This is a genomic window from Microbacterium mcarthurae (assembly GCF_046064585.1).
Lineage (GTDB): Bacteria > Actinomycetota > Actinomycetes > Actinomycetales > Microbacteriaceae > Microbacterium > Microbacterium mcarthurae.
In genome coordinates, this window is record NZ_JAROCE010000001.1 from 141,554 (window position 1) to 163,396 (window position 21,843).

Annotated in this window: 18 protein-coding genes; all 18 read right to left on the reverse strand. The window is 70.5% G+C overall.

All coding sequences use genetic code 11. From position 1 onward, the window contains the following. Positions 1-7 precede the first annotated feature (7 nt). The 18 genes from P5G46_RS00680 to P5G46_RS00765 all read right to left on the reverse strand — a co-directional run bounded on the left by P5G46_RS00680 (position 8) and on the right by P5G46_RS00765 (position 21,792). Positions 8-1,990 (reverse strand): primosomal protein N' family DNA-binding protein, encoded by a 1,983-nt coding sequence (locus tag P5G46_RS00680; RefSeq protein WP_408904730.1) that lies wholly within the window; start codon positions 1,988-1,990, stop codon positions 8-10. A gap of 147 nt (positions 1,991-2,137) precedes the next feature. Further along, positions 2,138-3,331 (reverse strand): methionine adenosyltransferase, encoded by a 1,194-nt coding sequence (metK, locus tag P5G46_RS00685; protein ID WP_408904731.1) that lies wholly within the window; start codon positions 3,329-3,331, stop codon positions 2,138-2,140. Positions 3,332-3,424: 93 nt separating this feature from the next. After that, positions 3,425-3,679 carry a DNA-directed RNA polymerase subunit omega gene (gene rpoZ, locus P5G46_RS00690; protein WP_055837405.1) on the reverse strand — a complete coding sequence of 85 codons (255 nt, stop codon included), beginning with the start codon at positions 3,677-3,679 and terminating at the stop codon, positions 3,425-3,427. Positions 3,680-3,742: 63 nt separating this feature from the next. Further along, the gene (locus P5G46_RS00695) at positions 3,743-4,303 is read right to left on the reverse strand and encodes a CoA-binding protein (protein ID WP_408904732.1); all 561 of its coding nucleotides are present in this window, start codon (positions 4,301-4,303) and stop codon (positions 3,743-3,745) included. Next, positions 4,300-5,625: an O-acetylhomoserine aminocarboxypropyltransferase/cysteine synthase family protein gene (locus tag P5G46_RS00700; protein ID WP_408904733.1), complete on the reverse strand. Its 1,326-nt coding sequence runs from the start codon at positions 5,623-5,625 to the stop codon at positions 4,300-4,302. Before P5G46_RS00700 ends, P5G46_RS00695 begins: the two co-directional genes overlap by 4 nt. A gap of 15 nt (positions 5,626-5,640) precedes the next feature. Beyond that, positions 5,641-7,650 carry an acetate--CoA ligase gene (gene acs, locus P5G46_RS00705; RefSeq protein WP_408904734.1) on the reverse strand — a complete coding sequence of 670 codons (2,010 nt, stop codon included), beginning with the start codon at positions 7,648-7,650 and terminating at the stop codon, positions 5,641-5,643. Next, positions 7,647-8,471 (reverse strand): ABC transporter permease, encoded by an 825-nt coding sequence (locus P5G46_RS00710; protein ID WP_408904735.1) that lies wholly within the window; start codon positions 8,469-8,471, stop codon positions 7,647-7,649. The genes acs and P5G46_RS00710 overlap by 4 nt, the downstream gene beginning before the upstream one ends. Then, the gene (locus P5G46_RS00715) at positions 8,471-9,508 is read right to left on the reverse strand and encodes an aliphatic sulfonate ABC transporter substrate-binding protein (RefSeq protein WP_239276107.1); all 1,038 of its coding nucleotides are present in this window, start codon (positions 9,506-9,508) and stop codon (positions 8,471-8,473) included. Before P5G46_RS00715 ends, P5G46_RS00710 begins: the two co-directional genes overlap by 1 nt. Beyond that, positions 9,505-10,368 (reverse strand): ABC transporter ATP-binding protein, encoded by an 864-nt coding sequence (locus tag P5G46_RS00720; RefSeq protein WP_239276106.1) that lies wholly within the window; start codon positions 10,366-10,368, stop codon positions 9,505-9,507. The genes P5G46_RS00715 and P5G46_RS00720 overlap by 4 nt, the downstream gene beginning before the upstream one ends. Positions 10,369-10,467: 99 nt before the next feature. Next, complete coding sequence (gmk, locus tag P5G46_RS00725; RefSeq protein WP_408904736.1) at positions 10,468-11,367, reverse strand: guanylate kinase; 900 nt, start codon at positions 11,365-11,367, stop codon at positions 10,468-10,470. Next, on the reverse strand, positions 11,360-12,220 hold the full coding sequence (gene pyrF / locus P5G46_RS00730; RefSeq protein ID WP_408904737.1) for an orotidine-5'-phosphate decarboxylase: 861 nt from the start codon (positions 12,218-12,220) through the stop codon (positions 11,360-11,362). The genes gmk and pyrF overlap by 8 nt, the downstream gene beginning before the upstream one ends. Continuing rightward, complete coding sequence (gene carB / locus P5G46_RS00735) at positions 12,217-15,504, reverse strand: carbamoyl-phosphate synthase large subunit (protein WP_408904738.1); 3,288 nt, start codon at positions 15,502-15,504, stop codon at positions 12,217-12,219. Before carB ends, pyrF begins: the two co-directional genes overlap by 4 nt. Further along, a complete protein-coding gene (carA, locus tag P5G46_RS00740; RefSeq protein ID WP_408904739.1) occupies positions 15,497-16,669 on the reverse strand; it encodes a glutamine-hydrolyzing carbamoyl-phosphate synthase small subunit in 1,173 nt (390 codons plus the stop codon). Before carA ends, carB begins: the two co-directional genes overlap by 8 nt. After that, complete coding sequence (locus tag P5G46_RS00745) at positions 16,666-17,166, reverse strand: PH-like domain-containing protein (protein WP_408904740.1); 501 nt, start codon at positions 17,164-17,166, stop codon at positions 16,666-16,668. Before P5G46_RS00745 ends, carA begins: the two co-directional genes overlap by 4 nt. Further along, positions 17,163-18,485 (reverse strand): dihydroorotase, encoded by a 1,323-nt coding sequence (locus P5G46_RS00750; protein WP_408904741.1) that lies wholly within the window; start codon positions 18,483-18,485, stop codon positions 17,163-17,165. Before P5G46_RS00750 ends, P5G46_RS00745 begins: the two co-directional genes overlap by 4 nt. Next, complete coding sequence (locus tag P5G46_RS00755) at positions 18,482-19,450, reverse strand: aspartate carbamoyltransferase catalytic subunit (RefSeq protein ID WP_408904742.1); 969 nt, start codon at positions 19,448-19,450, stop codon at positions 18,482-18,484. The genes P5G46_RS00750 and P5G46_RS00755 overlap by 4 nt, the downstream gene beginning before the upstream one ends. Next, positions 19,447-19,977 carry a bifunctional pyr operon transcriptional regulator/uracil phosphoribosyltransferase PyrR gene (pyrR, locus tag P5G46_RS00760; RefSeq protein WP_239276098.1) on the reverse strand — a complete coding sequence of 177 codons (531 nt, stop codon included), beginning with the start codon at positions 19,975-19,977 and terminating at the stop codon, positions 19,447-19,449. Before pyrR ends, P5G46_RS00755 begins: the two co-directional genes overlap by 4 nt. A gap of 240 nt (positions 19,978-20,217) precedes the next feature. Beyond that, positions 20,218-21,792 (reverse strand): Rieske 2Fe-2S domain-containing protein, encoded by a 1,575-nt coding sequence (locus tag P5G46_RS00765; RefSeq protein ID WP_408904743.1) that lies wholly within the window; start codon positions 21,790-21,792, stop codon positions 20,218-20,220. Positions 21,793-21,843 lie beyond the last annotated feature (51 nt).

Genomic DNA, 21,843 nt, shown 5'->3' on the forward strand with positions numbered 1-21,843 from the left:
GCGGCGCTCAGAGGTCGGGCTCGGGGAGATCGAGCCGCACTCTGAGTGTATTGCGAGGCCTCGGACCCTTGTCTTTCGTCGACTTCCGCGCGCGGAGGGCGTCGGCGATCACACCCGCGCGCAGGGCCTCGGCTACGGCGCGTCCGTGCGCGTAGTCGAATCGCACCAGGGCGCGCGACGTCGGGGTGTCGGGGGGTGCGGAGGTGTCGACGGGACCGAGAACGGCGAGTGCATCGAGATCCGGTACGGCCTCGCGCAGTTCGGTGAGCAGTGCGTCCACGCTTCGGGCGTGTCCCTCGACGCTCGCGACCCGGACGGCCGGCGGCATTCGCAGCGGTGCCCGGTCGACGAGCTCGGCGCGGGCGTAGGCGGGCTGCGTCCACGTCGCGAGCGCGCGCGCGACGGGACCCGCGACACCGACGAGATGGACCGGCGCCCCGGGCGCGGCCAGGGCGGCCGCGTTCGACCACCAGCGCAGGCAGCTCTCGCCGATGCGAAGGGCCTCGTTCTGCAGCATGCGATCGCCATCGAGCAGGATCACCGCGCGGTACCCGCCGCGCGCGAGGGGCTCGGCGCCGCGCGTGGCGATCACCAGGGCAGGATCGGCATCCACTTCGGCCACCGGATGCGTGCCGTCGGCGACGATCACGCGCGTGTTCGGGAAGGCACGACCCAGTTCGTCGGCGGTGCGTTCGCTGCCGGATGAGGCCATGCGCAGCTTGACCGACCCGCAGTGTCCGCAGGTCCACGCGTGAGCGCTGCGTCCGCACCAAGCGCACACCGGCGTCGCTCCGGGGCGGGCGGCGCGCAACGGGCCGGCGCAGTGCGCGCAGCGGGCCGGCCGACGGCAGTCCGCGCACACCAGAGACGGCGCATACCCGGGCCGGGCGACCTGCACGAGGACAGGACCGTGGGCCAGTGCCTCGCGCGCCGCGGCGAACGCCGACGAAGGCACGCGCGCGGTGCGTGATTCGCCCTCCCTCGTCGCGCTGAGCACCACCCTGGGGCTCGTGCGTCGCTTCGTCGCGGACTCGCGCACGTAACCCACCTCGACCAGGCGTTGCACGTCGGTGGTGCGGGTGTGCCCGGCGAACACCAGCGCCGATCCCTCGAGCTCTTGCCGTACCAGCGCCGCGTCGCGCGCGTGGACGCCGGGGGCCAGCGGTTCGGCCAGCAGCGAGTCCCCGTCGTCCCAGATGGCGACGAGGCCCGTGTCGTGCGCCGGTGCGTACACGGCGGAGCGCCGGCCCACGACGATCACCGGCACCGGCGCGAGGGTGCGCAGGTACTGTGCGTAACGCGCGGGACCCGACTGGTCGGCGTCATCGCGCACGACCGCTTCGTCGGGGCCCAGCTCGGACAGCGCCGCCATCAGTTGCGCTTGATCGCGGTAATCCGGCACCACGAGCACTGCGCTCCTGCCCCGTGCGAGCGTGTGCACGGCGGCGGCGGCGAGAAGATCCGCCCATGCTCCGCGGGGCTGATCGCCCGAGGGATGCGGTGGGGCGTCCACCGCGACACGTCCGCCGTCATCGAGCGTGTCGACGAGTCCCGCATAGGGAGCGAGCACGGCGTCGGCCCGGACGCGCGCGGCCTCGACGACGACCGGAGCCTCGGGTGGTGGGGCGGCCAGCCAAGCCTTCTCGGCACGCACCATGCGCTTGGGCACCGCGAGCCGCAGCACGTCGCTCACCGAGCCGGCGGCACGGTCGGCGACGCGCCGGGCGAGCGTGAACAGCCGTTCGGGCAGCACCGGCATCGACGAGACGACCGCCTCGATGGACGACAGCGGTCGCTCGGTGCCGTCGTCGGCCACGACCTCGATGACGTAGGCCTCCATCATGCGGCCCGCGGAACGCAGCGGCACCTTGACGCGCACTCCGGGCACGACCTCGGACACGAGGGGATGCGGGATGGCGTAGTCGAACAGCCGGTCGAGCTGCGGCACCGGGGAGTCCAGCTGCACGCGCGCCACGCGCCGGGCGCTCATGCGCCGTCTCCGCTCCTGCGCCGAGGCGCGTCCGCCCCCGCGGGTGCGGCGGTCGGGCGCGCGGCATCCGGGCTCCACCGCACCGGCAGCGCAGCGGATGCCGGGAGCGCGGCGACGCGGTGCACGCCCGGCGTGGGCGTCCGCACGTCAGAGTCCGGCGGCCGCGCGCAGGTCGTCGACGCGGTCGGTGCGTTCCCAGGTGAAGTCGGGCAGTTCGCGGCCGAAGTGACCGTACGCCGCGGTCTGGGCGTAGATCGGGCGAAGCAGGTCGAGCTGATCGATGATCGCCTTGGGGCGCAGGTCGAACACGTCGCGAATGGCGCGGACGATGGTGTCGTCGGGCACGTGGGCGGTGCCGAACGATTCGACGTAGAGACCGACGGGGTTCGCCTTGCCGATGGCGTAGGCCACCTGCACCTCGAGGCGGTCGGCGAGCCCGGCCGCGACCGCGTTCTTGGCGACCCAGCGCATGGCGTAGGCCGCCGAACGGTCGACCTTCGACGGGTCTTTGCCGCTGAAGGCGCCGCCGCCGTGCCGCGAGGCCCCGCCGTAGGTGTCGATGATGATCTTGCGACCGGTCAGGCCCGCGTCGCCCTTCGGTCCGCCGATGACGAAGGGGCCGGCGGGGTTGATGTAGTACTGCACGTCGGGGAGGGCGAGCCCCGTGTCGCGCAGGACCGGGTCGATGACCTCCGCCTGCACCAGCGCACGCAGCTCGCCTTGCGAGATGTCGGGGTGGTGCTGCGTGGACAGCACGACCGAATCCACGGTGCGGGGCGTGTGACCGTCGTAGCCGAGGGTGACCTGCGTCTTGCCGTCCGGCCGCAGGAACGGAAGCGTGCCGTCACGGCGCACGGCCGAGAGGCGCTCGGCGATGCGGTGCGCGGTCCACGCCGCCATCGGCATGAGCTGCGGGGTCTCGTTGGTGGCGAAGCCGAACATGATGCCCTGGTCGCCCGCACCCTGCAGGTCGCGAGGGTCGACCGAACCGCGCTCGCGCTGCTCGAACGCCTTGTTGACGCCCGCGGCGATGTCGGAGGACTGCGCGCCGATCGACACGCTCACACCGCACGAGTCGCCATCGAAGCCCTTTTCGCTCGAGGTGTAGCCGATGCGGTTGACCACCTCGCGGACGATGGCGGGGATCTCGACGTAGGCGCTCGTGGACACCTCGCCGGCGACGTGGACGAGGCCGGTCGTCACGAGCGTTTCGACGGCGACGCGTCCGGTGGGGTCGTCGGCGAGGATCGCGTCGAGGATGCTGTCGGAGATCTGGTCGCAGATCTTGTCGGGGTGTCCTTCGGTGACGGACTCGGACGTGAACAGGCGCAGGTCGGTCAAGACGACTCCCGGTCGGTTTCGGGCTGGGGACGGGCACAAGTATGCCCCGGACGGCGGACAGCCGCCCGGGGCATTGTCACTTCTGTGGACGGATCACTCGGCGGCGCGAAGGCGCAGCTTGTCCTCGTGGATCTCGTGAAGAGCGATCGTCAGCGGCTTGTCCTCGACCGTGGAGTCGACGAGCGGGCCGACGTTGTCGAAGAGGTTTCCCTCGTGCAGGTCGGAGTAGTAGTCGTTGATCTGACGTGCGCGCTTGGACGCGTAGATGACGAGCTGGTACTTCGAGTCGACCTTGTCGAGGAGAGCGTCGATGGGCGGGTCGATGATGCCCTTGTCACGTCCGGCCATGGGGAACCTCCTGGTTCGGCGGGATTGTCTGAGGGCGCGCCCGAAAGCGCGCATTGACCTATTCTACAGGCCGGCGGGGCGGCTCAGCTGTTGCCGCTTCGCGCTGACCACGCCCGTGTCGAAACCGGCGAGGTGCAGCCCGCCGTGGAAGCGCGCGTGCTCGATCTTCACGCACCGGTCCATCACCACCGACAGCCCGGCGTCCTCGGCGATGGCCGCCGCGCCCTCGTGCCAGGAGCCGAGCTGGAGCCACAGCGTCGACGCGCCGACCGCGACGGCTTCCTCCGCGACGGAGGGCAGGTCGTCGTGGCGGCGGAAGACGTCCACGATGTCGGGCACCGCCGGGAGATCCGCCAACGAGGCGTACGCCGGGCGACCGAGGATCGTCTCAGCACGCGGATTGACGAAGTACACCTCGTACGGCGAACTGCTCAGCAGATAGGTCCCGACGAAGTAGCTCGCACGCGCGGGGTTGTCCGAGGCCCCGACGAGCGCGATCGAACGCGCCGAGCGCAGCAGCGCGAAGCGCGCCTGCGCCCCGGGCCCCTGCCACGTCCGCTCGGAAGGCGTCTCGGGTGCCGGAACGGCGGGGAGGGCGCACGCGGCGCCGGTCACGTCGGTCATCGGGTCACTCCTGTCGCGGCGACGAGCGCCTGGTCCAGATCCCACAGGATGTCCTCCGCATCCTCCAGCCCGACCGAGATCCGGATGAGGTCCGGGGCGACACCGGCTTGTGCGAGCTGCGCATCCGTCAACTGGCGGTGGGTCGTCGATGCCGGGTGGATGACCAGTGTCCGTGCGTCCCCGATGTTCGCGAGGTGGGATGCCAGCTGCAGGGCGTCGATGACGGCCTCCCCCGCTCGCCGGGCGGCATCCGCTGCGGTGTCGGCGGCGGGAGGACGCACGCCGAAGGCGAAGACGGATCCGGGGCCGAGCGGCAGATAGGTCTGCGCGCGATCGTGGTGCGGGTGGCCGGGCAGCCCGGCCCACGTCACATACGAGATCCGCGGATCCGAGTCCAACCATTCGGCGACGATGCGCGCGTTGGCCAGGTGCGCATCGATGCGCTGCGGCAGCGTCTCGATCCCCTGGAGCAGGAGGAAAGCCGACTGCGGGCTCAGCGCAGGTCCGATGTCGCGCAACTGCTCGCTGCGCAGTCGCGTGAGGAACCCGTACTCGCCGAAGTTGTCCCACCAGCGGATGCCGCCGTAGGAGTCCACGGGCTCGGTCATCTGCGGGAACTTGCCGTTGCCCCAGTCGAAGGTGCCCTTCTCGACCACCACACCGCCGAGGGTGGTGCCGTGCCCGCCGAGGAACTTCGTGACGGAGTGGATGACGATGTCCGCCCCGTGCTCGAGGGGACGCGCGAGGTACGGGGTGGCGAGCGTGGAATCGACCATGAGCGGGATGCCGGCCGCGTGCGCGACCTCGGCGAGGCCGGCGATGTCGGCGATCTCCCCCGAGGGGTTGCCGATGGTCTCGACGTAGAGCACCTTCGTCTCGGGGCGGATGGCGGCGGCATAGTCGGCCGGGTCGCTGGAGGCCACGAACGTCGTCTCGACGCCGAAGCGACGCAGCGTCACATCCAGCTGCGTGACCGTTCCGCCGTACAGGTGAGCGGAGGCGACCACATGGTCACCGGGCCCGACGAGGGCGGCGAAGGCGATGAACTCCGCGCTCATCCCCGAAGCCGTGGCGACGGCACCGATCCCGCCCTCGAGCGAGGCCAGACGCTCCTCGAGCGCGGCGACCGTCGGGTTGCCGATGCGCGAGTAGATGTTGCCGTACTTCTGCAGGGCGAAGAGGTTCCCGGCATCCGCCGCTCCGTCGAAGACGAAGGACGACGTCTGGTAGATCGGCACGGCGCGTGCTCCGGTCGCGGCGTCCGGCGTACCGCCCGCGTGCAGTGCGCGCGTTCGGAAGCCGAAACGGTGATCCTGGGTCATGGGTGTCCTTCGGGGTCAGACGCGGGTGAGCGCGTCGGCGATGCGCAAGACGGCATCCGGGTTCTGCAGCGACGTGGTGTCGCCGAGGGGGGCGGGTGTGCGGCCGGCCCGACGGTCGTGCTCGGCCGACCAGAGCTGAACGAGCAGCCGCCGGAGGATCTTGCCCGAACGAGTCTTGGGCAGATCGGGCACGAACACGACGTGCCGGGGTTTGGCGATGGGACCGATCGCGTGCGCCACCTGGCGGCGCAAGGGCTCCGGGTGCATGTCGCGCTCGCCGGAGGCCACGACGAACGCGACCACCGCCTGACCGGTGGTCGCATCGGGCACGCCCGCGACGGCCGCCTCTCCGACGTCGTCGTGGGCGACGAGCGCCGATTCGATCTCGATCGTGGAGAGCCGGTGGCCGGAGACGTTCACGACGTCGTCGAGGCGTCCCAGGATCCAGATGTATCCGTCGGCGTCGCGCGTGGCTCCGTCGCCGGCGACGTAGTACCCGCCGAAGGGACCGTGCCCTGCATACGTCAACCAGTAGGCGTCGCGGTAACGCCGCGGGTCGTTCCACACCGTGCGGGCCATGCCGGGCCACGGGCGCCGCACGACGAGAGTTCCGGATCGCCCGGGTTCCACCTCTCGCCCCGTCTCGTCGACCACGGCGGCGTCGATGCCGGGGAGCGGTATCGTCGCCGATCCGGGCTTGAGGGTCGTGACCCCCGGGAGCGGTGCGATCATGGCGGCCCCGGTCTCGGACTGCCACCACGTATCGACCACGGGGACCTCGTCGCGCCCGAAGGTGCGCCGGAACCACACCCACGCGGCGGGGTTGATCGCCTCGCCGACGGTGCCCAGGAGACGGATGCTCGAGAGGTCGTAGCCGTCGGGGAGATCGTCTCCGAACCACGTCATGAAGGTGCGGATGAGCGTCGGGGCGGTGTAGTACACCGTGACGCCGTACCGTTCGATGATCTCGAGGTGTCGTTCACGACGGGGGGCATCCGGTGTCCCCTCGTAGATCACCTGCGTGAGCCCGTTGGAGAGGGGCCCGTAGATCTCGTAGGTGTGCGCGGTGACCCAGGCCAGATCCGCGGTGCACCAGTGCACGTCTTCGGGCTTGGCGTCGAAGTGCGCCCAGTGCGCCCAGCTCGCTTGCGTCAGGTAGCCGCCGGACGTGTGGACGAGGCCCTTGGGCTTTCCGGTCGTGCCCGAGGTGTAGATGATGAACAGCGGGTGCTCGGCGGGGAACGCCCGCGCGTGGTGCACATCGGGTGCGCTGTCGACGACGTCGTGCCACCAGACGTCGCGTCCGTGTGTCCAGGGCACGTCGTGACCCGTTCGACGAACGACGAGGACGTGCTCGAGGTGCGGCAGATCCCGGGCGGCCGCATCCGCGGTCGACTTGACCTCGACCGCACTCCCCCGGCGGAACTGTCCATCGCTGGTGACGAGCAGCTTCGCCCCCGTGTCCTCGAGACGGAAGCGCACGGCCTCGGCCGAGAACCCGCCGAAGACGAGCGAATGCACGGCGCCGATTCGCGCGCACGCGAGCGTGACGACGAGCGTCTCGAGGAGGACGGGCAGGTAGACCACGACGCGGTCCCCCGGACCGATTCCCAGGCCCTCGAGCGCGTGGGCGGCACGGGCGACCCGGCGTTGCAGCTCCGCGTACGTGACGCTCTCACGGTCGCCGGGCTCCCCCTCGAAGTGCACGGCCGTCTTCTCGCCGCGGCCCGCGGCGACGTGGCGGTCGACGCAGTTCACCGCGACGTTGAGCTCGCCGCCGTCGAACCATCGCGCCTGCGGAACGCCGAGCTCACCATTGTCCGCGACCACCGGCGGCTGCCACTCCAGGGCGGTGTCCCAGGGACGCGCCCACTCGAGTCGTCGGGCGGCGTCGGACCAGAACTCCACCGGATCGGCCTCGGCGCGGGCGTAGGCCTCGGCGGTCACGTTCGCCTGCGCCGCGAACGACGCGGGAGCCGGGTAGGAACGGCTCTCGGTCAGACGTGCCTCGGTCGTCTCGCTCATGTCCATCTCCCGAGCAGGCGACGCTGCACGAGCCCCAGGAGGGCGTTCGACAGCGTTCCGAGCAGGGCGAGGAGCACGATCGTCAGCAGGATGCGATCCACCCGCCCCGTCTGCTGCGACAGGGTCAGCAGATACCCCAGACCCATGGATGCCGCGATGAGCTCCGCGGCGACCAGGAACAGCCACGACTGGGCCATCGCCAGCCGCAGACCCGACATGAGGGAGGGGATCACGGCCGGGAGCTGCACCGTGCGGAACAGGTGCCATCCGCGCAGGCTGAACGTGCGCCCCATCTCCACCAGGCGCGGATCGACGTGACGGAGGGCGAGGCTCACGGTCGTGAAGACGGGGAAGAACGCCCCGATCGCTATCAGCGCGACTTTCGAGTCCTCCCCGATGCCCATCCACAACAACAGCAGAGGCACGAGAGCGAGCGAGGGAATCGCCCGCACCGCCGCCAGCGTGGGGCTCAGCAGGATGTCGCCGATGCGGGTCAGACCCACCGCCGCGGCCGCCGCGACGCCGGCGGTCGAGCCGATGAGGAAGCCCAGGACCACGCGCTGCACCGAGATGGCGATGCTCGACCACAGCTCGCCCGTGCGCGCCAGCTCGACGGCGGCCGTGACCACCGAGGCCGGGGGCGGCAGGCGGTACGCCGGAACCAGACCCGTCGCCGTGACCGTCTGCCACGCCAGCAACAGCACCGCGGGCAGCAGGAGCCCGCCTGCGACACGCCACAGCGTGCGGGACCCGGAACCGCGCGTGCCGCGCGGCGTCGTCGCAGCCGCGGTGTCGGAGCGCAGCGAGGAAGGCGCTGTCATCAGTCGTCGAGGGCGTCGCGGGCGAAGCGGTCGTCGACGATCTCGTCGAGCGCCTTCTGCACGGCGTCGTCACCGCCCTGCACCGAGCCGGACTCCACCAGGACGGGGGCGATCTTGCGGAGCACGGCGAGCTGCGCCTCCCCCGGGATGCCGCTGACGTCCAGGTTGGAGCGCTCGGTGATCACGGTCGTCGCCACCGCCGGGTCGATGCCGGCGACCGACGCCAGCAGCTGAGCCGTCTCGTCGGGGTGGGCGAGGGCCCAGGTGCGGGCTTCCTCGTAGGCGTCGACGACCACCTGCGCGACGTCGGCGTGATCCGTGACGAACTCTTCGGTGGCGTTGAGGAAGCCGTACGAGTTGAAGTCGACGTTCCGGTAGAGCAGTTTCGCGTCGGACTCGGACTCGGCGGCGGCCATGATCGGGTCCAGTCCGGCCCATGCCGCGACGGCGCCCGACTCTAGCGCGGCGCGGCCGTCCGCGTGCTGCAGGTTCTGCACCTGAACGTCCGCGACGCTGAGGCCCGCGGTCTCGAGCGCCTGCAGCAGGAAGAAGTAGGGGTCGGTGCCCGGCGTCGCCGCGATCGACGCGCCCTTGAGATCGGCGACCGATGTGATCGTGCTGTCGGCGGGGACGACCAGGGCCGACCACTCCGGCTGAGAGAAAATGTCGATGACGTGGATGGGCGAGCCGTTCGCGCGCGCCAGCAGGGCGGCCGAGCCGGCGGTGGAGGCCACGTCCACCGAACCCGAGCGCAGGAACTCGTTGGCCTTGTTCGAGCCGGCGGACTGCACCCACTCGACCGTGACGTCGTCGCCCAGGGCCTTCTCGATGAGACCCTGGTCCTTCACGACGAGGCTCAGCGGGTTGTACGTGGCGAAGTCGATGCTCAGCGTGTCGGTCGACCACGACCCGCTTTCGCCGGCGGCGGCGTCGTCGTTCGCGGAGGCGTTCTCACCGGCGATGCAGCCCGTCGTGCCGAGCATCAGGGCCCCGACGAGGACGATCGAAGGAAGGGCGCGGCGCAGCGGAAGGGTCATCGGTTCTCCTGGGACGGGTGCGGTCGGTGATGGGTGTCGACGCCGAGCCCGTCGAGCAGGGCGGCGCGAAGATCGGTGAACGTGCGGTCGGCCCGATCGCGCGGACGGATGCCGGGAACCGCGGTGACCCGGGCGATCGATGTCGTCGTCGGGTCGGTATCGAGCGCGCGCAGCAGCAGCACGCGATCGGCGAGGTACAGCGCCTCCTCGACGTCGTGCGTGACGAGCACGATCGTGGTGGGTCGGGCCGTATGGATGTCGAGCAGCAGGTCCTGCATGCGCAGCCGCGTGAGCGCGTCCAGCGCGCCGAAGGGCTCGTCGAGCAGGAGCACTTCGGGGTCGCGCGCGAGAGCACGAGCGAGGGAGGCGCGCTGCGCCATGCCCCCCGACACCTCGCTCGGGCGACGCCGGGATGCCGCCGTCAGCCCGACGAGGTCGAGCAGTTCCGCGACCCGCGCGCGGGCTGCCGAGCCTCGTACGCCGCGCGGGAGGCCGACCGCGACGTTCTCGGCGATCGTCCGCCACGGCAGGAGCCGCGGTTCTTGGAAGGCGCTCGCGGTGCGGTCGTCGGTGTCGGCGACCGCGGTGCCGTCGAGGGCGATCGTCCCCTCGCTCGCGGCATCCAGTCCCCCGAGCAGGCGCAGGAGGGTCGACTTGCCGCATCCGGACGCACCGACGATCGCGACGATCTCCCCCGGGGCGATGTCGAGGTCGACGCCGCGAAGCACCGCGTGCGGCCCCTGGGCCGTCGGGAACGTGCGCGCCACCCCGGAAAGAGTGACCCGGCCGACGCCCGCGCGCGACGCGGGCGCGGCGGCGCGAGCGGTGTCGGCGTCCGTGATGACGGGTGATCCGGGCATGGCCCCAGCGTGGCGCCTCGGGTCACCCGCCCGCGAATCGCACGGTCATTTTTCGCAATGCAGCGTCACGGGGCCGTCGCGACGGGGCGGCGCGCCGGCTCACTGGGCCGCGAGAGCCACCACCTCGGTCGCGGCGCGCGCGACCTCGTCGTTGACGACGCGGTAATCGAACTCGTTCTGCGCCGCCAGCTCGGTGCGAGCCGTCCGGAGTCGGCGGGCACGCTCCTCGGCATCCTCGGTTCCTCGACCGACCAGCCGCTGCACCAGTTCGTCCCAGCTCGGGGGCAGCAGGAACACCAGCGTGGCACTCGCATCGGCGGCCCGCACCTGTCGGGCGCCTTGCAGGTCGATCTCGAGCAGCGCCGTTCCCCCCTCCGCGAGGACACGGTCGATGGGCGCCCGCGGGGTGCCGTAGCGGTGCGTGTTGTGAACCGTCGCCCACTCGAGCAGCTCCCCCGTCTGGACGAGACGATCGAACTCGGCGTCGTCGACGAAGTAGTAGTGCTCTCCATCGACCTCTCCCGGGCGCGGCGCGCGGGTCGTCGCCGACACCGAGAGGTGGATCTCGGGGAAATGCTCCTTGATGTACGCCGCCACCGTTCCCTTGCCGACCGCGGTGGGTCCGGCGAGAACGACGAGGCGACTTCGCCCCGCACGCGGACCGGGCTCGGGCCACCGGGCGTCGAGGTACGCGCGCAGCGCGTCGCGCTGACGCGAACCGAGGCCGCCGAGCCGTTTCACGGGCGAGATGCCCAGGGATGCCAGGATGCGATCGCGCTTGCTCTCGCCGATCGCGGGGATCGCCGTGAGGAACTCGGTCACGCGCATGGCACCGGCCGCCGAGAGCGGGTCGGCCAGGCCGCGCCGCAGCAGCTCCTGCGGCGTGATAACGCGCGTGGCGACGTCGCGCTTGAGGGCGGCGCGCTCGCGGCGCGCAGCGACCGCGCGGCGGGAGGCAGCGGCGCGATCGACTTCGGGGGGACGGCGGGAGTCAGACATGCAGTGATCTACGGTACAGGTCGGCGCGCTCCTCGATCCGCTCAGCCAGGCGCGCGGGACCCACCGCGAGCACACTGCGGCTCTCGTTGGCCACGACGGCCTTCGCGACGTAGCCGAACAGCCGCCCGAGATCGGCGGGGTCGGCGCCCTGGGCCCCGAAACCGGGGGCCAGGATCGGCATGCCCGCGAGGGTGATGTCGTCGAGACCGAAGGCCGCGCGGTCCACGGTGGCGCCCACGACGACCCCCACCGAGCCGAGCGCGCCGGGGAGGCCCAGATTCGCTTCGTTCACATCGTGCGCGACGCGCGCGGCGACGTGCTCGTCATCGCCGACCGCCAGCGCGTCCGGAACGACGGCGCTCTGGATCGCGCGCGCCTCCGGGTTGCTGGTGGCGGCGAGGACGAACGCACCTTTGCGGGCGCGCAGAGCGACGGCGAGCGTCTCGCGCAGAGAATCGGCTCCGAGGTACGGCGTGAGTGTCACGGCATCCGCCTCGAGGGGGGAACCGGGCTCGAGCCACGCTGCGGCGTAGCCCGCCATCGTCGTTCCGATGTCACCGCGCTTGGCGTCGGCGATGACGATCAGTCCCGCCGCGCGGGCCGCGGCCAGGACATCCTCGAGGGCCGCGAAGCCGCGCGATCCGAACCGCTCGTAGAACGCCACCTGGGGCTTCACGACCCCCACGCGGCCGGCGGCGGCCTCGACCACGCGCAGACCGAACTCACGCGCGCCGTCGGCGGTGGCATCCAGCCCCCACGCCGACAACAGGGCGGCGTGGGGGTCGATGCCGACGCACAGGGCGCCGTGGGTCTCGAGCGCCGTCGCGAGGCGCTGACCGAACGTCTCGCTCATCGGCGGCTCGCGCGGTCGACGGCGTACTCCTGGAGGCTGCGCACCTCGAAGCCGTCCTTCATCGCCCCCAGAGCGCTCACCGCGGCGCCGAGCACGGCCATCGTGGTGAACAGGGCCTTGTCGGCGGCGACGGCAGCGGCGCGGATCTCGTATCCGTCGGCGCGCGCCGTGCCACCGCTGGGCGTGTTGACGATCATGTCGATCTCGCCGGCGTTGATGAGGTCGACCACGTTCGGCTGACCGGAACCATGCGTCTCGGAGTACTTCTCCACGACCTCCACCCGGATGCCGTTGCGCGCGAGGATCTCGGCCGTGCCCTCGGTGGCCATGAGTTCGAAGCCGAGCTCCTGCAGCCGGTGCGCGGGCAGGATCACTGCGCGCTTGTCGGCGTCGGCGACGGAGATGAACACGGTGCCCGAGGTGGGCATGCCGCCGTACGCGGCCTCCTGGGACTTGGCGAACGCGGTCGGGAAGTCGCGGTCGATGCCCATGACCTCGCCCGTGGAGCGCATCTCGGGCCCGAGCACCGAGTCGACGGTGTGCCCGTCGGCGGTGCGGAACCGCTTGAACGGCAGCACCGCCTCCTTGACCGCGACCGGGGCGTCCAGCGGCACCCGCGACCCGTCGTTCTCGGGCAGCAGGCCCTCGGCGATGAGCTCGGCGACGGTGCTGCCGGCCATGATGCGGCTGGCGGCCTTGGCGAGCGGGATGCCGAGCGCCTTCGACACGAACGGCACGGTGCGGCTCGCGCGGGGGTTCGCCTCGATGACGTAGAGCACACCGGCGGAGATGGCGAACTGCACGTTCAGCAGCCCGCGCACCCCCACTCCCTTCGCGATGGCGAGTGTCGCCTCGCGGACGCGGTCGACCTCGGTGCGGCCGAGGCTGACCGGCGGCAGCGTGCAGGACGAGTCGCCCGAGTGGATGCCGGCCTCTTCGAGGTGCTCCATGACGCCGCCGATGTACAGATCGGTGCCGTCGTAGAGCGCGTCGACGTCGAGCTCGATCGCGTCGTCGAGGAAGCGGTCGACCAGCAGCGGCAGGCCGGGGCCGATGATCGCCTGGTCGGCCACGCGCACGAAGTAGTCGCGCAGCGCATCGGTCGAGTACACGATCTCCATGCCGCGACCGCCGAGCACGAAGCTGGGGCGGACGAGTACCGGGTAGCCGATCTCCTCGGCGACCTGGACGGCGCCCTCGACGTCGATCGCCGTGCCGTTGCGCGGGGCGATGAGGCCGGCGTCGTCGAGCAGGCGCGAGAACAGCTCCCGCTCCTCGGCCAGGTCGATTGCGGCGGGGCTCGTGCCGAGGATGGTGTATCCGGCGGCCTCGATGCCCTTGGCGAGCCCGAGCGGCGTCTGACCGCCGAGCTGGCACACCACGCCGAGGATCGTGCCCGACTGGCTCTCGGCGTGCAGGACCTCGAGCACGTCCTCGAGCGTCAGCGGCTCGAAGTACAGGCGGTCGCTGGTGTCGTAGTCCGTGGAAACGGTCTCGGGGTTGCAGTTGACCATGATGGTCTCGTAGCCGGCGTCCGACAGGGCGAACGACGCGTGCACGCACGAGTAGTCGAACTCCACGCCCTGACCGATGCGGTTGGGGCCCGAGCCGATGATGACGACCTTGGTGCGGTCGGACGGCGTGACCTCGGTCTCCCAGTCGTAGCTGGAGTAGTGGTACGGCGTGAGCGCCGGGAACTCCCCCGCGCACGTGTCGACCGTCTTGTAGACCGGACGCACGTCCAGCGAGTGACGGATGCCGCGCACCTCGGCCTCGTCGAGACCGCGGATCTGCGCGATCTGCGCGTCGCTGAAGCCGTGCTCCTTCGCGAGGCGCAGGGTCTCGGCATCCAGCTCGCCGGCCGTGCGGATCATCTCGGCGACTTCGTTGATGAGAACGATCTGATCGATGAACCACGGGTCCATCGCGGTGGCCTCGAACGCCTGCGCGGGCGTCGCGCCCAGGCGCAGTGCCTGCTGCAGCACGACGATACGGCCGTCGGTCGGGGTCTTCGAGATCTCGAGGAGCTCCTCGACCGACCGCGACTCCTCGCCCCAGTGGAAGCTGGAACCGCGCTTCTCGAGCGAGCGCAGCGCCTTCTGGAGGGCCGTGGTGTAGTTGCGGCCGATCGCCATCGCCTCGCCCACCGACTTCATGGTGGTCGTGAGGGTCGTGTCGGCGGCGGGGAACTTCTCGAAGTTGAACCGCGGCACCTTCACCACGACGTAGTCGAGCGTGGGCTCGAAGCTCGCCGGCGTCACCTTGGTGATGTCGTTGGGGATCTCGTCGAGGCGGTAGCCGATGGCGAGCTTCGCCGCGATCTTGGCGATCGGGAAGCCGGTGGCCTTGGACGCCAGAGCGGAGGAACGCGAGACGCGCGGGTTCATCTCGATGACGATGATGCGCCCGGTCGCCGGGTCGACGGCGAACTGGATGTTGCAGCCCCCGGTGTCCACGCCCACCGCCCGGATGATGTCGATGCCGATGTTGCGCATCTTCTGGTACTCGCGGTCGGTCAGGGTGAGCGCGGGAGCGACGGTGATCGAGTCGCCGGTGTGCACGCCCACGGGGTCGACGTTCTCGATGGAACAGACGACGACCGTGTTGTCGTGGGTGTCGCGCATGAGCTCGAGCTCGTACTCCTTCCACCCGAGGATCGACTCCTCGAGCAGCACCTCGTGCGTGGGCGAGTCGTGCAGACCCGCACCACCGATGCGACGGAGATCGGCCTCGTCGTAGGCGAAGCCCGAGCCGAGGCCGCCCATCGTGAACGAGGGGCGCACCACGAGCGGGTAGCCGAGCTTCTCCGCGCCGGCGAGCAGCTCCTCCATCGAGTGGCAGATCACCGAGTCGGCGACGTCGGCCCCCGACTCGATGACGAGCTCCTTGAAGATCTGGCGGTCTTCGCCCTTGCGGATCGCGTCGACCTTCGCGCCGATGAGCTCCACGCCGTACTTGACCAGGATGCCGCGGTCGTGCAGCGCCATCGCGGCGTTCAGGGCCGTCTGGCCGCCGAGCGTGGGGAGGATGGCATCCGGCTTCTCTTTCGCGATGATCGTCTCGATCACCTCGGGGGTGATCGGCTCGATGTAGGTCGCGTCGGCGAAGTCGGGGTCGGTCATGATCGTCGCCGGGTTGGAGTTGACGAGGATCACACGGACGCCCTCCTCGCGGAGGACGCGGCACGCCTGCGTGCCGGAGTAGTCGAACTCGCAGGCCTGACCGATGACGATCGGGCCGGAACCGATGACGAGGACGGAGCGGATGTCGTCGCGCTTAGGCATTCTTCTTCGTCTCCTGGGTCGCGAGCACCATGTCGCGGAAGCGGTCGAAAAGGTAGTTGGCGTCGTGCGGGCCGGCGGCGGCCTCGGGGTGGTACTGCACGCTGAACGCCGGGATGTCGAGGGCGCGCAGACCCTCCACGACGTTGTCGTTGAGACCGATGTGGCTCACCTCGACGCGGCCGTAGCCGTGCGGGCTGTCGACGACGGCGTCCAGCGGCGCCTCGACGGCGAAGCCGTGGTTCTGCGAGGTGATCTCGACGCGGCCGGTCGTCTTGTCGAGAACCGGCTGGTTGATGCCGCGGTGCCCGAACGGCAGCTTGTAGGTGCCGAAGCCGAGCGCGCGGCCGAGCAGCTGGTTGCCGAAGCAGATGCCGAAGAACGGCAGGCCGTCGTCGAGCACCGCGCGCAGCAGCTGCACGTGCTGGTCGCTCGCGGCCGGGTCGCCCGGACCGTTGGAGTAGAACGCGGCGACGGGCCCGATCGCGCGGATCTCGTCGATCGTCGCGGACTGCGGGAAGACGTGCACGTCGAACCCGCGGGCGGCGAGGTTGTCGATCGTGGACTGCTTGACGCCGAGGTCGAGCACCGCGAGGTTGCCGATGCGCTCCCCTGTCGCGGGGGTCACTTCGACTTCGGTGACGGACACCTCGGCCGAGAGGTTGCGGCCGGCCATACCCGGGGCCGCCAGGACGCGGCGCAGCTGCTCGTCGGCGTCGAGGCTCGCGGCCTCGCCCGAGAACACGCCGCCGCGCATGCTGCCCGAGGAGCGGATGCGACGGGTCACGGCGCGCGTGTCGATGCCGGAGATGCCGACGATCCCGTCCTCGACGAGGGCGTCGTCGAGCGAGCGGTCCGCGCGCCAGTTCGAAACGACGCGCGAGGGGTCGCGCACGACGTAGCCGGCGACCCAGATGCGGCGGGACTCGGGGTCTTCGGCGTTGACCCCGGTGTTGCCGATGTGCGGGGCGGTCTGCAGGACGATCTGCCCCGCGTAGGACGGGTCGGTGAGGGTCTCCTGGTAGCCGGTCATGCCGGTGGCGAAGACGACCTCGCCGAAGGTCTCGCCGCGGGCACCGTACGCGCGGCCGGGGTAACGGGTGCCGTCTTCGAGCACGAGGACGGCGGGGTCGCGCGAGATGCGCGGAGGGGAGATCAGGGCGGTCATGCGTCGCTTCCTGTCGAGATGAGCGGACGGATGGCGTCGGCGAGGGATCGAGCCGAGGCATCCTGGGGTCGGATGTAGGTGTCGACGACGGTGTCATCGTCGATGCGCCAGCTGATGCGGGTCAGGCCGTCACGTTCGACCACGCGGTCGATCGCGACCGTGGCCTGAGCGGCATCCACGAGGCGGTCGCGGGTGAGCGCGATGCGAGGCTGGCCCGGCAGGTCGAGGGCGATCCCGGCCGAGGTGACCGTGACGTCCACGCGGGAGCGGAACCCGAGGCCGCGGATCGCGAGGCGTTCCAGGGGCTCTCCGTGCCGCGTGGTCGCGACGTAGAGGCCCGGGAACACACCCGTCTCCACGGCGCCGTCGGGAAGCTCTCCCACCGGGGCGGTGTAGCGCGCATCGCGCCGCGTTCGTCGCACCCATGCCCAGGCGAGGAGTGCCAGCACCGCGACGGCGACGCCGGCCATGACCAGCAGGGCGCCTTCGCGCGTCACGCGAGCACCCCCGGGGTCTCGAGCACCGCGCCGTCGACGACGGTGGGGATGCCGGCGCGCACGGTCCAGCGGACCTCACCCGGCAGTTCGCGGCCGAGGTATGGCGAGTTCTTGCTGCGCCCGCGGAGGTCGTCGAGGCCGAATGTGCGGGCGGGGCGGGGGTCGTACAGCGTGAAGCTCGCGGGCAGACCCGCCACCAGCGGGGTGCCATGGCCCTCGAGGCGTCCGATGCGGGCCGGGTTCTGCGACATCACGCGCGCGACGTCGCTCCAGTCGAGCAGCCCGGTCTCGACCATGGCGTGGTGGACGACGCGCAGCGCGCTCTCGAGCCCCACCATCCCGTTCGCGGCGGCCGCCCACTCGCACGACTTCACCTCCGCGGGGTGCGGCGCGTGGTCGGTGGCGACGATGTCGATCGTGCCGTCGGCCAGGCCCTCGCGCACCGCGCGGACGTCCTCTTCGCGCCGCAGCGGCGGGTTCACCTTGAAGCGGGCGTCGTAGCCGCGGACGAGCTCGTCGGTCAGCAGCAGGTGGTGCGGTGTCACCTCGGCGGTGACGTTCACGCCCCGCTTCTTGGCCCACCGGATGATGTCGACCGAACCGGCGGTCGACAGGTGGCAGACGTGCAGGCGCGAGCCCACGTGCTCGGCGAGCAGGACATCGCGCGCGATGATCGACTCCTCCGCGACCGCCGGCCATCCGGTGAGGCCCAGCTCTGCGGAGACGGCGCCCTCGTTCATCTGCGCGCCCTCGGTCAGGCGCGGGTCCTGCGCGTGCTGGGCGATGACGCCGTCGAAGGCCTTCACGTACTCCAGCGCGCGCCGCATGATGAGCGGGTCGAAGACGCAGAAGCCGTCGTCGCTGAACACCCGCACGCGCGCGCGGGAGTCGGCCATGGCGCCGAGCTCGGCGAGACGCTCGCCCTTCTGGCCCACCGTGACCGCGCCGATGGGCTGCACGTGCACATACCCGGCGGCCTCGCCGAGCGCGAGCTCCTGTTCGACGACGCCGGCGGTGTCGGCGACGGGTGAGGTGTTGGGCATGGCGAAGACGGTGGTGAAGCCTCCCGCCGCGGCCGCGCGCGACCCGGTGGCGACGGTCTCGGATGCCTCGTACCCGGGCTCGCGCAGGTGCACGTGGAGGTCGACCAGGCCCGGCAGAGCGATGAGGCCGTCGGCATCCACGACGGTCGCGCCGGCGTGGGAGAGGCCCGTGCCGGTTTCGGCGATGACACCGTCGCGCACGAGGAGGTCGGTGGCATCCTGACCCTCGATCCGCGCGCCGCGCACCAGCAGGGTGTGGGAGGGGGCGTGGCTCATCGGAGGTCCTCTTTCTCGGAGTCGGTCCGTGCGCCCGCCAGCAGCAGATACAGCACGGCCATGCGCACGGAGACGCCGTTCGCCACTTGCTCGAGAACCGTCGAGCGCGGGGAGTCGGCGGCTTCGGCGGAGATCTCCAGGCCGCGATTCATCGGACCCGGGTGCAGAACGATGCTACCGTCCGGCAGCGCGTCCAGGCGCCGCGCATCAAGGCCGTAGCGCCGGGAATACTCCCGTTCAGTCGGGAAATAGGCGGCATTCATGCGCTCGAGCTGGATGCGCAGCATCATCAGCGCGTCCGGCCCCGCGGCGATCGCGCGGTCGAGGTCGTACTGCACCTCGACGGGCCAGCCGCTGACGTCCTGCGGGATGAGTGTGGGCGGGGCCACGAGCGTGACGTGCGCGCCGAGCGTGTGCAGCAGCCACACGTTCGACCGCGCCACGCGGGAGTGGAGGATGTCGCCGACGATCGTGACCCGGATGCCGTCGAGCCCCCGGCCGCGGCTGTCGTCGCCGAACAGGCGCTTGCGGATCGTGAACGCGTCCAGGAGGGCCTGCGTGGGATGCGCGTGCGTGCCGTCGCCGGCGTTGACGACCCCGGCCGTGATCCAGCCGCTGGTGGCGAGGGTGCGCGGAGCGCCTGAGGCTCCGTGGCGGATGACGACGGCATCCGCTCCCATCGCCTGCAGGGTCTGGGCGGTGTCCTGGAGCGACTCGCCCTTGCTGACGCTGGATCCCTTCGCGGAGAAGTTGATGACGTCCGCGCTCAAACGCTTGGCCGCCGCCTCGAACGAGATGCGGGTGCGCGTGGAATCCTCGAAGAACAGGTTGACCACGGTCTTGCCGCGCAGCGTGGGGAGCTTCTTGACCTCGCGGCGCTGGGTGTCGGCCATGTCCTCCGCGACGTCGAGGATCTCGAGGGCCTCGGTGCGCGCCAGATCGCGGGTGTCGAGGAGGTGCCTCATGATTCGATCGTCACCTCTTCGATGCCGTCGACCTCGGCGAGGCGCACGTTCACCCGCTCGTCCCGCGCGCTGGGCAGATTCTTCCCCACGAAGTCGGGGCGGATCGGCAGCTCGCGGTGACCGCGGTCGATGAGGGTCGCCAGTCGCACGGCGGAGGGGCGACCGATGTCCTGCAGGGCGTCGAGCGCGGCCCGGATGCTGCGTCCCGAGAACAGCACGTCGTCGACGAGCACGACGACCTTGCCGTCGATGCCCCCCGCGGGGATGCGGGTCGCGTGCGGCGCGCGCGTCGGGTTGCGGTGCAGATCGTCGCGGTACATCGTCACGTCGAGGGCGCCGACCGGGACGGCCGCTCCCCCGAACTCGCTGATGAGCGGAGCGATGCGCTCCGCGAGCGTGACCCCGCGGGTCGGGATGCCGAGGAGGACGAGCCCTTCCGGTCCTTTGTTGGACTCCAGGATCTCGTGCGAGATGCGCGTCAAAGCGCGGGCGATGTCGGCATCGTGCAAGACGGTGCGCGTACTCATCCGCTGCTCCCTTCTCCGCCTCACGGGACGGGGTTAAAGGTTGCCGTGGTTCGAGATCAGCTTAGCGGGTGGGCGCGGGAGTGTCGCGTGGGTTCCTCGCGTGCCGGGTGTTCGGGATGGCATCCGGCTGCCACGCATAAACGCTTTTCGCCTCCATAAACGCGGTGCGCACGTGTTTCTGCGCGCGGAGAGCGTTTATGCGTGGCGGGGCGCGGGCGAGAGAGCTCAGCGCCGCCGGCGTCAGCCTGCGGCGACGCTCGCCGCCTTCTCCTTCGCCAGGCCCGAGGGGGTCGACCGGATCGGGTGCCCGGTGGTCGTCAGACAGCGGCCCGAAGCCAGGTCCCACTTCCAGTCGTGCAGCGAGCAGGTGAGGATGCCGTCCTCGATCTTGCCGGTCTTGGTCAGGTCGGCGCGCAGGTGGGGGCACCGGCGCTGGACCGTCCAGCCGTCGATCTCGGCATCCTCGGTCTGGTCGGACTGCTCGGCATACCAGTTCTCGACGTACTCGATGCGGTCGCGCGACAAGCACTTCAGGAACGTCGTGAGGAACTCGTTGAACTTGCCCGAGCGGCCCACCTCGAACTGCATCGAGAGGAAGATCGAGTTGGACCAGTCGATCTCGTGGTCGCGGATGTTCGTCGACACCAGGTCGGCGGGGATGGTGTACCAGTAGATGCACTCTTCGCCGGCGTACTCGCGCAGCTTCGCCTTCGGGAAGTCCACGACCATGTCGAGCTCGCCGATGCGGAACCGCACCATGCCGCCCACGCCGTTGCGGATTGTGCGGGCACGGCGCAGGAGCGGCTCCCACCACTCCTTCAGTGCCGCGAGCATCTCGGCGGGCGGGATGATCTCGGCGCGGGAGGCCTCCTCGGCCTGGATCTCGGCCTGGCGGCTGTCGCGCTGCTCGGCGAGGTAGTCCCACTTGTCACCGAAGATGCGGTCGATCTCGGCGTCCGTGTACAGCGTCTGCGTGACCGTGACGTCGGAGTGCTGCACGTCGACCTCGGTGCCGGGGAGGAACAGGTACCCCTTCTGATCGGGGCGCAGCTCCTTCATGTGCGCGAGGAACTCCCGCTGATCGGTGAAGATCGAGTCGTTCTCCAGGCCCGTGCCGTTGTAGCGGAAGAGCGCCTCTCGCAAGAACATCGGCGGGCCCGCCATGGGGAAGACGTGCGCGGCATCCACCTTCTCGATGTAGTACATCGCCCGCTTGTTCTGCGCGTCGCGCTTGAGCTGGGCGAAATTCTGCTTCGCGTCCTCGGGCAGGTCGTAGACCATGGGCCACCAGATCGCGCCGGAGACCTGGGTGAAGTACGCGTCGGGCTTGCCGAAGTTGAACAGCTTCTCGAGGTCCAGCGGGTGCGAGTCGTTCTGGTTGAGGATCGACGCGGTGCCGTCGTCGACCGACAGCGACGAGTCGCCGATCGGCCCGTCCGAGGGCGCGCGGAGCGGCGTGACCATGATCTTCAGGTCGCCGTACTGCAGCGGAACCCCCGCCTCGGTGCGAACGAGGTTGGTGTACCCGAGTGCGATGAGGTCCTGCTCGAGATCGTCGGTGGGGTACTCGGGGAGGAGGACCTTGATGTCCTTCGAGACGTAGCGCTCGAGCATCGCCGGATCGAAGTGATCGCGGTGACGGTGCGAGATGTAGAGGAAGTCGGCCGCACCGAAGCGCTCCCAGTCGAGCGCACGGTTGTCGGGGAACGGGAACCATGAGCCGAAGAAGCTCGGACCGATGACGGGGTCGCAGAGGATGCTGCCGCCCGTCGTTTCGATGAACATGCCCGCGTGGCCGAGGCCGGTGATCTTCATGTCGCTCCTGTCCGTGAGAACCCATCGAGTCTACGCGCGGGTCGCCTGAGG